Genomic DNA, 15,398 nt, shown 5'->3' with positions numbered 1-15,398 from the left:
ATTTGGATTTTTGTATGGTTCCTGACGATATTAAGAAAGTCGATAGGCCAAGGAATACTGTGGTGGTTGATACTGGCAGCAAGAGCTCACGACGCTATGCTGTCAGGGAGCGCTCCGGCTACAAAAAGACCTGCAATAACAATGCAGGCCCAAGGAACGGTAAGACTATTGGGTACATAGTTAACGGTCGCTATGTGCCCAAGTCTTCCATCCACCAAGATGTAGTAAAGAACAGAAGAGAGATGCTTCAGTATGGGGCAGCAGCTCTTGTTCATAGTGTATGTAAAGATGTCTATGAAGATCTTAACAAGTGCTTTACTGTTGAGGATGCCAATCGGATTTTCACTATCGCATCACTAAGGGTTACCAATCCAGGTATAGCCTGTAATCGCTACTCTTCCAAAGCTAAAATCAGCTTCATAAGCGTACTTTACCCTTGTATAGGACTGTCCAAAAACAGTGTCAGCTCGCTTATCGAGAATCTTGGTAAGGCACCATCCAGGCTTAAGGAGTACTACTCCCTAAGGCTTGAGCGTGTCAAAGAATATCAGAACTTAATCTTGGATGGAGTTCTCAAACAGGACACTGGCGATAACGCCCTGTCAATGCCATCAGCAAAGACCCATCTGAAAGGTCACAAAGAAATCTCTGTGATCTATGCATACAATCAGGAGATGTCTGAGGTGGTATGCGCCAAGGTCTACCAGGGGAATATGCTCGATGCAAAGGCTTTCCGTGACTTTATTCTTGATAACAAGATAACCAGAGGCACAATCGTATGTGACAAGGGATTTCCTGTCAGCAAGATTTCTGATCTTCTGGAACGGTACCCTGATCTTCACTACATTGCTCCAATTAAGAGGAATGACAAGCGCATTTCCGAGCACAATATGCTGGCTTGTGACAGTACTGCCATACTCAACAACGGTCATATGGTCATGTACAAGAAGCTTAAATTGGCTGATGGTACATTTATGTACACCGTAAGAGATGTAACAAGAGGAGAAGCCGAAAAGCACGCAATCTTAAACCGCATCAATGACGATACAGCCTCGCTGGATGGTGATAAGTTCCTGGAAAGTATGTGGATTCATGGAACGATTACATTTCTCTCAGACATGGATCTTGATCCATTTGATGTACTTGAGTATTACAGTAACAGATGGCCTCTTGAAATCGAATTTGATCACTACAAAAACACCCTTGATCTGGACATTGCCATGGTTCAATCAAAGCAGGCTGTTATTGGCAATGAGTTTATAAACTTTATTGCTACGCTGATGCTTTGCAAGATCATTTCCCCCATCAAGAAGCTTGAGAAAGACGGAGAATTAACACGACTTTCAATCAGAACCATACTGGAAGATCTCAGTGACATTGACCGTAATGTTGATGCACCTTTTCGCGGTCACATTGATGATGGCTGCTGGAATGTTCCAGCCAGAGACAGTGCATTTGAGCTGCTTGTTAAGCTGGGTCTTGCTGATGCTTCACAAAGTTATTTAGAGAGTATATCTTCTAAAAACGGAAGGTCTCCAAAGTCCAGAACAAGGGCAGCTGACAAGCCTGATGATTATGCATGTAATGAGACAGTAACGGATCTTAAGCCGATTAAACGAGGCCCCGGCCGACCTAAAGGAAGTAAAAACAAAAAGACGCTACTACAAGAGGCGTCTTTTGTTGGACCAATGCCTAAGAAAAGAGGTCGGGGTCGACCTGCTGGCAGTAGGAACAGTAGCCTTGTTGAGTTTGAAGCTGCCTTTGTTGGACCAATGCCTAAGAAAAGGGGACGCGGCCGACCTGCTGGCAGTAGAAACAGGAAGCTTGTTGAGTTTGAGGCCTCATTTGTTGGTCCAATGCCGGCAAAGCGTAAGCCAGGTCGTCCAGCAGGCTCCAAAAACAAGAGAACCACCACTTCCTTGGAGTCATCATTACCCGTATCTAAAATCTGGCCATGGGCAAAATACTCTCGAAAACATACTAGAGAGTTTCATGCTGCATTTGTAGGACCTATGCCTGCAAAACGACGTCCAGGAAGGCCACCGGGCAGCAAGACTACAAGGGCATATGTCTAACTCTTGACTAAGAATTATGTACATATTTACATAGATCTATTAATTAGAGAGCTTTTTATAGTTCAAAACTCTGGGAAAGTTTTAATTACTTCGTCAGCATCAATCTGAACCATTGAGTCCTTTGAAGACTCAATGGTTTCAGCAAATCGAATTGTGCGGATAAGACTGCCAGGGTCATACGCACGACCATTTAAATCGTTAAACTCTTTGATTTTCCCGGCAAGATCGCTTTTGTCCATAACTGCCGGAGCTTGACGGCAACGCTCTGTCCATTGGTCAGAATCAAGCGGAAGTCCAGTTGTTGGGCAAAAGCCATTACCTGAGAGAATCTCGTCTCTTTGATGGGTATAAGACTCATGAATTACTTGAGCTGTTGTTTCAACCAGGTCCTTCAGGGTCGAAACACCTAAAACGCAACGACCGTAGTTTATAAGGTTCTTATGAACATGCCTGAATGATGTGTCGGTGAGCTCACTTAGAACGGCATTTTTAAAACGGACAGATCTGAGCGTCAAATTTGGGTTGTAGTTCGGCACAATGGATGTCCCAATAAAGACTTGGAACTCACCTTCGAGACACTACAAAGTTACTTTCTTGAGGTCTTTTTTTTTGGTCCTTCAGCACCGGAGGTAAGCTTTTTGAACGTGTATGCGGCCATTGCTTCACGGGCATCAGCTACAATGGTTTCCGTCTTGTCGAGGGCGTCCAATATATCGTCCATAGACTCTGGCTCACGGGCAGAACATGCAGGAAAGGAAGAAACTTCGTCAGATGAAACTATCTTGCCCCCCTGCCAAACCTGAGCAACTAAAACTATTTTGCAATCATCGTTTTTCTTAGACATAATTGAAGCCTCATTATCACGCTTATCATAGGTATTAAGTATACCATCAACACATGTACGGCCTATTATCGTCCGTACACGTGAAAAAATATATGTCAAGAAGGCGATCCTTAAATGCCGGGCTATGATTCATGATTAAGACTTTGCCGAAGAGTCAGCAAATCTGCCCCGGCAGTCTATCATTGAGCTGGCTGCTACCTCTATGCTGATGCAGGCTAACCCCCGTCCACAACTGGGCATATACCTGTCAGGCTAATCCATCCAGCATAAATCCACAGCTGCTGTAATTGACTGTACCATCTGATCAAAGCCTCCGGTTTGCAAGAGCTGGGGGCTTTTTCGCTTTTACGACTGGTGCCGCTACAGGGCATTTAATGCAATGTGATTCTGACGCGGTCTGGATTTGTATGGTTCTGGTAAGACATCCTGGTCTGTCCAGGTATTTAAAAATATGGAATTAAAACCCAAAACACGGGGCCAGAGAGTGCTTTTTGTTCGATTATGTGGCCATTTATTCCTAAAGTTTGACGCAGGTACGGTATCGAAGTTAATAGAACTCGGACCGGCCGGTATAATGATAAGGTTAAGCCTTAATCTGTTTTAGGGAATTCAACCATGATCTACAACCACATTACTCTGACTGTTCCTGAAAATGGCGGTGAATACCACGCCCGTGACTTATGTCCTGAAGGAGAGCCTTACCTGTACTTTGTCAGGGAAGAGAGTACTGTCTGCTCATCAGAGAGCGGCGGTTGCTGTGGTGATGAATCTGATGGCAGTAAAGAGAATCGCTGTGCCTGCGGTTCAGGCTGCAGCTGCCGTACCTCTTACAGCAATGATGATCAGTGCTTTCTGGTAGGCCGTATCTGTGGCACAGATGAAAATGGCAAGCTGTTATTTCACCCTGACGAGCAGTACTACCTGCTCAACAAACTGCCTCTTCCTGAGCCTGTTGAAGAATATATTATCAACAGCAAGGACGAGGGCCTTGTTAAGGTACCACGCATGTTCAGCCACTTCCCGGCTCTCATTGAGCTGGCCTACAACCCTGTAGCTGAACCTCCGTTCCCAAGAATTTTCTTTAAGACAGCTCTGCCTGAAATCCAGCCTGAGGATATTATCCGTGGTGACAAGTTCCTTGCTCATGCCGCAAGCAATACCAGCAAACTAACTGATATGATGCTTGAGACTGCTGAAGAGGAGATGGCAGTAAAGCTGCTCGATACCGCTTCTTTCATGGCAACAGGCGCACCAGGCGGCATGGGAGAGCTTTATAACTTCGGCCGTATTACAGGACTGCTGGCTCACTCAAATCTGATGGAAGATGATATTCGCGGCATGTTCTCCGCTGTAAGCGAAGACGATACCCGCAAGTTCCTGAAGTTATGGCTCGAGCCACGCAAAGACGATCATGTCATTGCCTGTATTACTCATGCTCCACGCTCCAAGGACAATAACCAGTCCTGTACCCGTTATTTCAAGGCCTGCGATATTGTTACCGACCCTAATGCTGTCAGTAAGGACAACAGTCCACAGCGAATGGTAGTGCTCTACTCCAAGAAGGACTTCAGCCCTGTTTTCTGGCATCGTCCGGAAAATGATGTTGCTGATATTTCAGCCGTTGAAGAGTGCCTGCAGCTGGCTGCAGATGATGGCCTTAAGAATACAGAGACCTGTCGTCTTATTGAGGATATCCGTGCTATGGCCCACTGTCGTGCCCCATGGACCATTGAAGATGAGGCAGAGGGTATTGGCCCTACTGATCAGGCAAACCTCATTGCCCGTCACTTAAGCCGTATGGAGGCCTACATCCGCCCATCATGCTGCACCAACTTCAATGACAGTCCTCTGAGCGCCCGCGCCTTTGTTTTCTTCATGGCCCTGATTATCAGATACCAGATGCGCCATATACTCTATCCAGTACTGCGCAACTTCAACATTGAGTTTGACGAGGCCATTGCCATCATTCGTGAAGTCCAGCTGATCCGTAACGGCCGTAAGCTTACTGTTATCAACGAGCCTGATGCTCAGCAGATTGAGCTTATCTACCAGACCGCCAGGGCAGCCGGTTACACTGTCACAAATATTCTGAGCAACCGTCCTGAGTAAGTGGCAGGGTAACAGAAACCTGGTTCGGTGCTACGCGTATGAGCGCCTGATCTTATTCCTGGCATATAACGCAAAGAGCCATCCTTTTGGATGGCTCTTCGCTTTTTGGAGGGTACACTACCCCCATCGAGAAAGTATGTATCCCGGCAGCAAGGCAGCCAGATTGCCCCGGCTTTATCTTTTGGAGTGCACTGCTGCCAGCATCTGTTTGTGTACTTTATGGTCAGCTTGAGTTTAGACTTGAATTCTTGATGACAGGAGCTGAATGAGAATATGCGCCTGGTATGGGCCAAGCAGAGAAAGGATGATATTGAAAGGTGTGAGTTGATGTAAAACGAGATGAGATGAGATGAGATGAGACTTGCTGGTCTTTCAGGCGGGGCCGGGTTTCTTGAGGCCCAGAAACGAAAAAAGCACCCTGATGGTGCTCTTTGAAACTGGTCGGTGATGTAGGATTCGAACCTACGACCCACTGCTCCCAAAGCAGTTGCGCTACCGGACTGCGCTAATCACCGACGGCGCTCATTATAAGCACAGTCACTGAGGCTGTCAACAAAATATTTCGATTTTTTATAAAAACTTCACCGGCTCCTGACGCTTACTGAACAAAACTGCAGTCAACAGGCGCTTACAGCGCCTGTTTACATTTCTGTGTTTTACCTGATTGATGCCTCAGCTGATGGTTCATAAGCTGCTGCCAGGCTGTGTCCGCTGGACTGCCTGTACCCTGGTAAGAATACGGCTCAACCAGTGTGGGTGAAGTTCTATGTCCTGTGCACCGCGCTCTACTGTTGCCACAACAGGAACTGCTGTCATTGCCTCAATCATTCTGCAGTTATCCACATGCATGGCACTGGTCGGTTCGTAGTTATTAAGAATTACGCTGACATTTGCCAGATCAAAGCCCTCTGCCTTAAGTGACGTCAAGGTCATTACAGTGTTATTAATGCAGCCCAGGGAGGCATCGGCTACAACGACTATGTTCAGAGGTACGGTGCTGTTAATCCAAGCCATAAAGTCGCTGATGGTAAAACACCGGTCGTTGAGGTCGCAAAGCACAGGTGAGCTTTCAGGGTTGCTGCGGGAGAAGGTCTTTGTGTCAGGCACAGCATGAGTGTCAGCGGCGAGCTCACTTTCATCCCTGCTGTTCAGATAAGGACGACGCTCATAAGACCAGCTCAGTGGACAGTAAATACCTCCACTGCCCTCCAGCACGGTCAGCATTACCTGGTCATGCACAGCCTTATAGCCTGCACCTACTGTCTTTATGTCTATAGGAGCAGAGCCCTCATGCTGCTGAGCCAGGTGAGGGGATACGGCCTCAGCATACAGGTAGGATGTAAGAGCACCAGGCTCCTGACCAAGCCCGGCAAAGGAGTTGACCATACCGGCATCAGAGCTTTCAATACTGTCAGCACCGCTTATAGCTGCCTTGTAATACCCTACTGCTCTGATATCACTGCTACAGGCCAGCTCAATGCTCTGCCTTAGCTTGCGGCACAGCAAGGCGGTCACATAGGTTTTACCCACATCGGTACCAGTTCCGGTAACAAACACCGGGCGAAACATTCCAGCTGAAGCGCTCTGTGCTGAAAGTCCTGCCAGTGGATTTACGATATCTGCATTAATCCTGCTGCTCATTGGAGCTCCTTAACCAGTAATAACTTCTCTGTCTCTTAACTGTAAACTGCATTCTGTTCTACCGCACATGCTCCAGACTGTCGCGCCATATTCCTTAGGGAGGACCGGTAATCTCACCTTACTTATGGAGGACCAGTAATCTCACCTTACTTATGGAGGCCCAGTCACCTCTACTGCCAGTCATCCATCCTGCCTTATGCAGTACCTGTAGCGCCAAACGAGCCAGGTGAGGCTATGCATGCTGTAAAGAACGTCATGCCGCACGGCGCTAATCCCATGGCTCCAGGCACTGTTGAGGTCAGCCTCAGGAGTGGAGACCTGCATTCATGTCAGGCATCTGGTAGAACGCCCTTACAGCCTTGACTATGGCACGGGCTGGACTATGGTACACCCTGATGGCAGCCCCTGACACCTCACTGCATAATTGGCTCAATTGCATTTCAAAACTGCTCAGCACAGGCATCGCGGCAACGGCACGGTGCCATCCACATCACGGCAGCTGAAGTGCCGCAGAGGCATCACGGCAGCTGAAGTGCCGCAGAGGCATAGCGGCAGCTGTAGTGCCACAGAGGCATGGCGGCAGCGTCATGCAGGATTTGCCTGACTGGGACACTCTGGCTGATAAGCAACAGGGCCTGCATCCGAAAGGATAACAGGCCCTGTTGTTATTACTGCTATGTTTTACGCTCTGGAAATCTCTGCAGGATTATCCCGGCTCCCTCAGCTCACATGCCAGGTAAACACAGGAGCGCCGGTTTACTTCATGAAGACGAAGTAGACGGCTGCAACCAGACAGATAAAGGCTGCGATGTGGTTCCACTGGAAAGTGGCGGTCTTGAACAAGAAGGTAACAATCAATGAGAACACAATGAGTGATACTACTTCCTGAATAACACGCAGCTGAATAATGTTGAAAGGACCACCATTGTCTATGATGCCCAGGCGGTTGGCCGGGATCAGGAATATGTACTCAAAGAATGCTACGCACCATGAAATCAGAATAATAGCCAGTAAGGGCCAGTCCTTGGCCAGCTCGGTCTGAGAGAGTTTCAGATGGCCATACCAGGCCAGAGTCATAAAGACATTGGAAACAACAAGCAGAAGAACTGTATATACGCCTTGCATAGGGAAAACATTCCTGAAAAATAGTTGATGGAATAACAGGCTGAGAGGACAGCTGGTGCCCGAAGAACAACACTCAATTACGCCGGTTCAGACCGGCCTCGAAAACGTTTGCAGGAAAAGATAAACAGGCATGGCCAGTATGGCCGCATTTCCCATATTTAAGGGCACTGCACAAAATTTTGAGGTTTATTTTGGGGGCTCACAATATTATCTATTTAACATGACGTTAGCAAGCGTTTCAGACACCGTTTTCACCCCCTGTTCAACAGCTGTTCTCTCCAGGACGCATCAGAGCTCACATTGCACCTGCATTGCCCTGTTTACGCCGGTTTTGTCCTGTTTGAGTCAACCTGTATGACATCTGTCGATATATACCTCACACTGCTGCTAATCTCCCTGTAAAAGCAGCCCTTACCAACACTCAGACCGGTTACCTGCCGTACTCTATTCCTGACTCTATACCTGCCAGTGCTTACGCTTCATCCGGTACGCCGTCTGTCACTCCAGCTATGCTCTTTTCCAGAGCTTTATGCCCATACCGTTTGCATACACCAATAGAGATTAACACCGGCTCGCATGGCATCATCCTGGCTGGTACCGCTACCTGCCGCTCTGTGTTGCCAGTACAGGCCCTGTCACACGTATGTTGCCTTTACAGGCTCTGACACAATCCCTGCCTGGACCTGTCGCCCCTCTGTTGCCTCTACAAGCCCTGTCACATGCCCTGCCATGTCAGCTTATGTTATCTGATGTGCCCTTCTCATACGTGCCTGGGTGCGTGCCTGCCATGGCAATCATTACTGCAGCACCATGTCCTGGTGGCTTCCCATTAGTTGTCCCCTTGCTGAGCTGATTTCTGACGGGCAAGTAACTCGTACCGGGGTATGCATGGGATGGAGTATGACCTCTAATCTGGGGACTTTGTGGTGCCCGGGAGGCTCTGAATGTTTGCGTGCCTGTTCCGGGAATACTGGGATCCAGGATAAATGGCCTTTGCACCTGACTGGAGGAGAAATGGCTGAGGTGAAATGCAGCGTGCCATTTCTGTTATTTCTATTGCAGAGAATGGAGAGCCAAAACATGACGTTTGTCAGCTGCTTTTAGCTGAATGTGCATGCCTTGAGCTGGTGATTTTTGTGCCTGTGCACACCTTGCAGGCAAAACTGGGTAAAATGCGCACCGTTTTTGCACAACGGGCCCTTAGTCACGGTAACTTATTGTGCATTGAACATAGTGATGAAAGTGTTCAGTTAAGATTAATCCAATACAACAATAAAGCTCCAGCGGGCAGCGCCTACAGACATGACAGCCAGGCTGACAGCCACCGCAGTACTCCAGAGACCAGTTACTGATTCCCCTTTTGTCGATATTCAGGGACAGTATGTAAAGCATGAGGAGTTATTACGGACCGGCACAAATGCTCTGCCATGACCCAACTTCTGATTTTGAGTTCTATCGATCAGAAGACGCTGATCAGACCGTAAGGAGCAGGCTTGCTGAAACACAGCAATTTCCGGCATCAGACCGGATGTTTCAGCGGTTTTTACTCAGAACACGGGCTCAAGTACTGAACTGCTGGGAAATCTCTTACCGGAGATTTTTCAGAAAGGACACTACATACCTTGGTAAAGTCTTCAGTACCGGCACTTCAGGGTTACCAATTTCTACCCTGACTTCAGGCCTCCAGGAAAGCATGTTTTGAGGAAAATAGAAAAGGACAGCTGTTTGTGTGCCTCTTATCTCAAAAAGACGGTCACACTGCTGCCAGGTCGGAGCGCATATCAAAACGCTTAATGTCGCATATCAAAACGACGCGCCCTGTTCAGTTACGAATGATTATCCGGCTGTACCTCATATTTTTTCCCTTTCCTGCCAGACTCGGACAAGCCTCAGGAACAGTGCCACGGGCTCAAGTAAATTTCATCCCTCCAGTGAGTAAGAACAATCAATAAGCCTCTATTTTCATCAAGGTACAATTGAAATGGCGAATTACTTTAATACTCTGAATTTACGCGAGCAGCTGGCTCAGTTAGGCTGTTGCCAGTTTATGGATCGCTCCGAATTTTCTGATGGCTGCAACTACCTCAAGGGCAAGAAAATTGTCATCGTGGGCTGTGGTGCCCAGGGCCTCAACCAGGGCCTTAACCTGCGCGATTCAGGTCTTGACGTGTCCTATGCTCTTCGTGCCGAAGCCATCGAGCAAAAGCGCCAGTCTTTCGTCCGTGCCACCGAAAATGGCTTCAAAGTCGGTACCTATGAAGAATTAATCCCTTCTGCAGATCTCGTTATTAACCTTACTCCTGACAAGCAGCACTCAAAGGTTGTTGAGGCTGTTATGCCTTTAATGAAGCAGGGTTCAGCCCTTGGTTACTCCCATGGCCTGAACATCGTTGAAGTCGGTCAGCAGATCCGTAAGGACATCACCGTAGTCATGATCGCACCAAAGTGCCCAGGCACTGAGGTTCGTGCCGAGTATCAGCGTGGCTTCGGTGTACCTACCCTGTTAGCTGTTCACCCTGAAAATGACCCTGAGGGCAAGGGCTGGGATATTGCCAAGGCATGGGCCAGCGGCACCGGTGGCGATCGCGCCGGATGTCTGCGCTCTTCCTTTGTGGCTGAAGTAAAGTCCGACCTCATGGGCGAGCAGACCATCTTATGCGGCGTTTTACAGGCTGCCTCCATTCTGACTTTCGATATGATGACCGCCAAGGGTGTTGATGCAGCCTATGCCTGCAAGCTCATCCAGTTTGGCTGGGAAACTATCTGTGAAGCTCTCAAGCAGGGCGGTATCACCAATATGATGAACCGTCTTTCCAACCCTGCCAAACTGCGCGCCACTGCTATTGCAGAAGAGTTAAAGGTCAGAATGACTGATCTTTACAACAAGCATATGGACGACATCGAGTCAGGCGAGTTCTCCCGTATCATGATGGAAGACTGGGCCAATGATGATGTCAATCTGCTCACCTGGCGTGAAAACTACGCCAAATCAGGCTTCGAGACTGCACCTGAGTGCCAGACTGCCATTTCCGAGCAGGAATACTTCGACAAGGGTATTTTAATGGTAGCTTTCGTCAAGGCCGGCGTTGAGCTTGCCTTTGAGACCATGACCAGAAGCGGTATTTACGCCGAGTCTGCCTACTATGAGTCTCTGCATGAGCTGCCTTTAATTGCCAACACCATCGCACGTCGTCGCTTATACGAGATGAACGTAGTTATCTCCGATACCGCTGAGTACGGCAACTACCTCTTTGCCAATGCAGCCATTCCGCTCCTGCGCGACTACGTCAACAGCTTTGATCTTGATGTTATGGGTAAGGGCCTGTCCGGCGACAACGGCGTGGACAACCTGGCTCTTATAAAGGTCAACGAGTCTATTTACAACCACCCAATTGAGGTGGTGGGCCGTACCCTGAGAGGCTATATGAGCGATATGAAGGAAATCTCGGTAGGTGACTAATCACCACATATCCGGCTCAAATGCCCGCCGCCTGTAAAGGCGGCCCCCCAGAAAGCCCGAGAAATCGGGCTTTTTTGTCATGATCAGGCCGCTCTCACCTTCAACCAGTCACAAGACTGCTTACCCCGTTATCCCTGTACTTATGCTTCAGACCAACCAGGTCCTGAACATGTCTTTAACAATATGGCTGCAGCATATCAGTCTCAGCCCGGGGTGCACGTCAGGATCTTACTGGCCATCAGGCAGCGTCCTGCGCTATTGCCAATTTCCATCCATCATGTGATTTAACCGGTTATTGTCCTTCTGCCTTATCAGCAGCCAGGCTTTAACACTGTTGCGTACCAGGGCATCGTGTCGCTGCAGGCCCACAGGCCGCATCCTCCGCAGCGCCGCACAGGCTCCCCGCCACCCCCGGCAGTCCATCCGGCCCCGGCGGGCTATCCGGTCCCGGCGAGATATCCGGCCCCGGCGAGATATCCGGCCCCGGCAGCCAATCCAGCCCCGGCGGTCCATAAAATGCCCCAGCTGAGCCCACTGTAGCGAGCATCGGCTCCGTACCCCTGTCGGCAGCATCAGCAAAACTGTCTGAACGCATGCCTGACTGGCTGCAGTAATCACGCCCTGACACGCAAATGAAACTGAGCGTCCTTAGCTGTTAAGGACGGTAAGCTCTGACAGTTACGTTAAAGCCATCAGCCGTATCAGTCTTTAAGGCCTTAGACCATAAGGCCAGAATAACAGCCCACCTGGCGTGTTTATAAGACTGCCTTGCCCTGTCTTTCCTGTAACCATTGTGGATGGCAGCGCATATATTCTTACGGCACTGTTGATAATCATAGGGACTGACCGTACTGTCCCCTTACCCCATTTACCTGATGCTCAGACTTTTGTCCGCATGATCCCGGCAAGGTCAGATCTGCTCTGACCTGCAACTGTACTGCAGCAGGCACTGCTCAGCTGCACTGTGAAATACACAGAGCCCGGCCACGGCACACAAGGTCAGCGCCATGGCCTGCCGCCATGAGCAGCGGCACTGCCGCCCCGCATAAGTGCCATGCATACATGCCTGACATGCATGCCTGGACAGATGCAAATGCAGTCGGCTGGATGCTTATGCTGCGGTCTGGATGCTTATGCATCCTGCTGAGATGGCAGTGACGTGCTGTACAGGTTCATGATTGTCGGCCTGTTATTGCGGGGCTTCAGGTCTGCTCTTCAGGACAGCAACTTCACATGAGGTACTTCAGGAGTTCCACTCATGGCTAAAATGTCGGGCGCACAGCAATTAGTGCGCACTTTGGAAGACTTAGGTGTCGAATACCTCTTTGGTTACCCTGGTGGCGCCGTTATTGATATTTACGACGCACTGCATCACTCAGAAAAGATTAAGCATGTGCTGGCCCGCCACGAACAGGGTGCCTGCCACATGGCTGACGGCTATGCCCGTGCAACCGGCAAGACCGGCTTTTGCCTTGTGACCTCAGGTCCTGGCGCTACCAATGCCGTAACTGCCATTGCCACAGCCTATGCTGACTCCGTCCCAATGGTGGTGATTACCGGTCAGGTGGCTACAAACCTTATTGGTACTGACGCCTTCCAGGAAGTGGACACCATCGGTATTACCCGTCCTATAGTCAAGCACTCTTTCCTGTGCAAAACTCCTCAGGACATTCCAAAGTATGTACGTCAGGCCGCCTATATTGCCTCCACAGGCAAGCCAGGACCTGTAGTAGTAGATATTCCTAAAAACTGCGTAGGCTTTGCCTCCAACGGCTCGGTATTCCCTCCACTGAGCGAAGATGCTCTCAAGATGGTCACCTATAACCCTACCACCCGTGGTCACAAGGGTCAGATTCGCCGTGCCGTCAAACAGTTAAGCCGCGCCATGCGTCCAGTAATTCTGGCAGGCGGCGGCGCTATTGTAGGCAATGCCACCGATAACCTCATGAAGGTAGCAGAACGCTTTGATCTGCCGGTAGCCTGTACCCTCATGGGTCTGGGTGCCATTCCAAAGTCATCCCGGCACTTCCTGGGCATGGTAGGCATGCATGGCACCTGGGCTGCCAACAATGCCATGGCACAGAGCGATCTTATCTTCTGCTGCGGTGCCCGTTTTGATGACCGCGTCACCAACAACGTCAAGAAGTTCTGCCCTGATGCCCGCATTATCCACATCGACATCGATCCTTCAGCCATCTCCAAGATTATTGAAGCCGATCTGCCTATCGTGGGCGATGCATCCACTATCCTCAATCAGATTCTGCAGATGGCTGATGAAATCGGCGTAACTGCTGAGGATAACGAGCGCCTCAAGCCATGGTGGGATACCATCAACAGCCTGCGTCAGTTAAACTGCCTGCAGTACTCTGCCCAGCCTGATATCTGTCACCCTGCTCAGGTTATTGAGGCTATTTCCCGCGCCACCAGAGACAAGGATGTCATCATCGCCACTGACGTAGGTCAGCACCAGATGTTCACAGCCCTGTACTATGACTTTGAGCGTCCACGTACCTTCCTGACCTCAGGTGGTCTGGGCACCATGGGTTACGGCTTCCCGGCTGCAGTAGGTGCCAAGATTGCCCGTCCTGAGGCTGAGGTAATTCTCATTACCGGTGACGGCTCATTCCAGATGAATATTCAGGAGCTGTCCACCTGTCTTGAGTACAATGTTCCGGTAAAGATCTTCATTGTCGACAACCATACCCTGGGCATGGTTCGTCAGTGGCAGACCATGTTCTACCAGGAGCGCATTACCCAGACCAACCTCAACTTCAATCCTGACTTTGTCAAAGTTGCCGAGGCCTATGGCCATACCGGCATTTTAGTAGGCAAGCCTGAAGAGCTTGAGCCTGCCATTGAAAAGGCCCTGTCCATCAAGGACAGACTGGTAGTGGTAGATATCATGTGTCAGACAACGGCCAACGTTCTGCCAATGCAGAAGACTGCCGGTGCCATGGACGAAATGGTACTGCCTAACAACGAAGATTCAGCCGCCAAATAACCAGACCACCTCCATACCACAGCGCACTTACTGAACATAATTAATGCGCCTCCAGGCCGTACCGGCCCCCAGGCCAGCCCGCCTGCTGCGCAGCTGCCGCTGCAAATGCAGAGCATGATGCCTCACCTGCCCCGCAGGCCAGAGGCAAAGGGCTGGCATTACTGCTCACAGCCAGTGCCCATTACCAGGCTGCAGGCCATGAGCTACAAGGGCAGAGTGCACGGCAGCATCAACGCAGCTGCACTCATGACCGGCTGCCTTCTGCACATTGCCTTATGCATGCTGCCTTGCAGCCGTGTGCAACAAGCCGCCAGGGCGCAGCACTGACAGAGCCGTTAACTGCGACAGGCACTGACTGTCACAGGAAAGTGCAACAAAATGCTTAAGTGAAAGCCTCAGGTATGGAATGGCAAAGCAAGGATAATTCTATGCGTCATTTGATCTCTATACTGCTGGAAAATGAGACTGGTGCCTTGTCCCGTGTGGTAGGTCTGTTTTCTCAGCGTGGCTACAATATCGAAACTATTTCTGCCGCTCCGACAGAAAATCCGCGCATGTCCCGCATCACCATTTCCACCATTGGTGATGATATCGACATTGAGCAGATTAAAAAGCAGATTCACAAGCTGGTAAATGTGCACACAGTATCAGCCCTGGTCGACGGCAAGAGCGAAGAGAACATGGTGCTCGAGCTGGTGTTCGTCAAGGTCAAGGCCAATACCAATGCCATGCGCGACAACATCAAGCGCACCGCCGACATCTTTGATGCCCGCATTGTTGACGTTTCCAGTGAGTCCTATACTGTATGCCTCAGTGCCGGCCACCCAAAGACCCGTCGCCTGCTCAAGGCCCTGCAGGACCAGACTGAAATTCTGGAGATGGTAAGCTCCGGCCTCGTAGCTATCAGCCGTGGCTCCAAGGCCCTGGGCAACCGCCGCAGCGCTGGCAACGACGACTAATTCCGGCTCCGCTGCTTCCGCCTGGCAGCAGCGCCCACGTGCACAGCAGGCGCATGGCACCGGCTGTGCACGGCATGCAAGGCATGTACGGCACTCTACCGGCGCGCTGAGGGTCCCAAAAAGATTTGTACCTGACTAAAATTAAATCAGGGCCCATGCCCTGCCAAATACCACTGGACTCACC

10 protein-coding genes and 1 tRNA gene are annotated in these 15,398 nt (G+C 50.0%); 6 read left to right on the top strand and 5 right to left on the bottom strand.

Going from position 1 to position 15,398, the window contains the following annotated elements:
* The first annotated feature begins 59 nt into the window (after positions 1-59).
* Positions 60-2,075: a transposase gene (locus MXE39_RS05985; protein ID WP_247073857.1), complete on the top strand. Its 2,016-nt coding sequence runs from the start codon at positions 60-62 to the stop codon at positions 2,073-2,075.
* A 62-nt stretch (positions 2,076-2,137) separates the two neighbouring features.
* Here MXE39_RS05985 and MXE39_RS05980 read toward each other — a convergent pair whose 3' ends face one another.
* Positions 2,138-2,611, bottom strand: a complete 474-nt coding sequence (locus MXE39_RS05980) for a hypothetical protein (RefSeq protein ID WP_246977183.1) — start codon at positions 2,609-2,611, stop codon at positions 2,138-2,140.
* Between the two features lie 50 nt (positions 2,612-2,661).
* Positions 2,662-2,919, bottom strand: a complete 258-nt coding sequence (locus MXE39_RS05975; protein WP_246977182.1) for a hypothetical protein — start codon at positions 2,917-2,919, stop codon at positions 2,662-2,664.
* A 615-nt stretch (positions 2,920-3,534) separates the two neighbouring features.
* Between MXE39_RS05975 and MXE39_RS05970 the strand changes: the two genes are divergently transcribed.
* Entirely contained in the window at positions 3,535-5,028 is a 1,494-nt protein-coding gene (locus MXE39_RS05970) for a hypothetical protein (protein ID WP_246977181.1), read from the top strand.
* A 438-nt stretch (positions 5,029-5,466) separates the two neighbouring features.
* Here the strand turns inward: MXE39_RS05970 and MXE39_RS05965 are convergent.
* From MXE39_RS05965 to MXE39_RS05955, 3 genes are all read right to left on the bottom strand, one after another.
* Positions 5,467-5,543, bottom strand: a tRNA-Pro gene (locus MXE39_RS05965).
* A 169-nt stretch (positions 5,544-5,712) separates the two neighbouring features.
* Positions 5,713-6,669 (bottom strand): dethiobiotin synthase, encoded by a 957-nt coding sequence (locus MXE39_RS05960; RefSeq protein ID WP_246977180.1) that lies wholly within the window; start codon positions 6,667-6,669, stop codon positions 5,713-5,715.
* Positions 6,670-7,425: 756 nt separating this feature from the next.
* Positions 7,426-7,794 carry a DMT family protein gene (locus MXE39_RS05955; RefSeq protein ID WP_246977179.1) on the bottom strand — a complete coding sequence of 123 codons (369 nt, stop codon included), beginning with the start codon at positions 7,792-7,794 and terminating at the stop codon, positions 7,426-7,428.
* A 1,028-nt stretch (positions 7,795-8,822) separates the two neighbouring features.
* Between MXE39_RS05955 and MXE39_RS05950 the strand changes: the two genes are divergently transcribed.
* The 4 genes from MXE39_RS05950 (at position 8,823) to ilvN (ending at position 15,214) form a co-directional block, all read left to right on the top strand.
* Positions 8,823-9,146, top strand: a complete 324-nt coding sequence (locus MXE39_RS05950) for a hypothetical protein (protein WP_246977178.1) — start codon at positions 8,823-8,825, stop codon at positions 9,144-9,146.
* Positions 9,147-9,775: 629 nt separating this feature from the next.
* Positions 9,776-11,254 carry a ketol-acid reductoisomerase gene (ilvC, locus tag MXE39_RS05945; RefSeq protein WP_246977177.1) on the top strand — a complete coding sequence of 493 codons (1,479 nt, stop codon included), beginning with the start codon at positions 9,776-9,778 and terminating at the stop codon, positions 11,252-11,254.
* Between the two features lie 1,258 nt (positions 11,255-12,512).
* Positions 12,513-14,255 (top strand): biosynthetic-type acetolactate synthase large subunit, encoded by a 1,743-nt coding sequence (ilvB, locus tag MXE39_RS05940; RefSeq protein WP_246977176.1) that lies wholly within the window; start codon positions 12,513-12,515, stop codon positions 14,253-14,255.
* A 428-nt stretch (positions 14,256-14,683) separates the two neighbouring features.
* Positions 14,684-15,214, top strand: a complete 531-nt coding sequence (ilvN, locus tag MXE39_RS05935; RefSeq protein ID WP_246977175.1) for an acetolactate synthase small subunit — start codon at positions 14,684-14,686, stop codon at positions 15,212-15,214.
* The last annotated feature ends 184 nt before the right edge of the window (positions 15,215-15,398 follow it).

Source organism: Anaerobiospirillum sp. NML120511 (assembly GCF_023050955.1).
Taxonomy (GTDB): domain Bacteria; phylum Pseudomonadota; class Gammaproteobacteria; order Enterobacterales; family Succinivibrionaceae; genus Anaerobiospirillum.
Note: the sequence above shows the minus strand (reverse complement) of the source record. Positions and strands in the feature narration are given on the sequence as shown.

Bases quoted from the DNA above. Each gene is read 5' to 3' on its own strand.
- ilvN (WP_246977175.1), top strand. From the start codon at position 14,684: ATGCGTCATTTGATCTCTATACTGCTGGAAAATGAGACTGGTGCCTTG.
- MXE39_RS05960 (WP_246977180.1), bottom strand. From the start codon at position 6,669: ATGAGCAGCAGGATTAATGCAGATATCGTAAATCCACTGGCAGGACTT.
- MXE39_RS05955 (WP_246977179.1), bottom strand. From the start codon at position 7,794: ATGCAAGGCGTATATACAGTTCTTCTGCTTGTTGTTTCCAATGTCTTT.
- MXE39_RS05950 (WP_246977178.1), top strand. From the start codon at position 8,823: ATGCAGCGTGCCATTTCTGTTATTTCTATTGCAGAGAATGGAGAGCCA.
- MXE39_RS05970 (WP_246977181.1), top strand. From the start codon at position 3,535: ATGATCTACAACCACATTACTCTGACTGTTCCTGAAAATGGCGGTGAA.
- ilvC (WP_246977177.1), top strand. From the start codon at position 9,776: ATGGCGAATTACTTTAATACTCTGAATTTACGCGAGCAGCTGGCTCAG.
- MXE39_RS05975 (WP_246977182.1), bottom strand. From the start codon at position 2,919: ATGTCTAAGAAAAACGATGATTGCAAAATAGTTTTAGTTGCTCAGGTT.
- ilvB (WP_246977176.1), top strand. From the start codon at position 12,513: ATGGCTAAAATGTCGGGCGCACAGCAATTAGTGCGCACTTTGGAAGAC.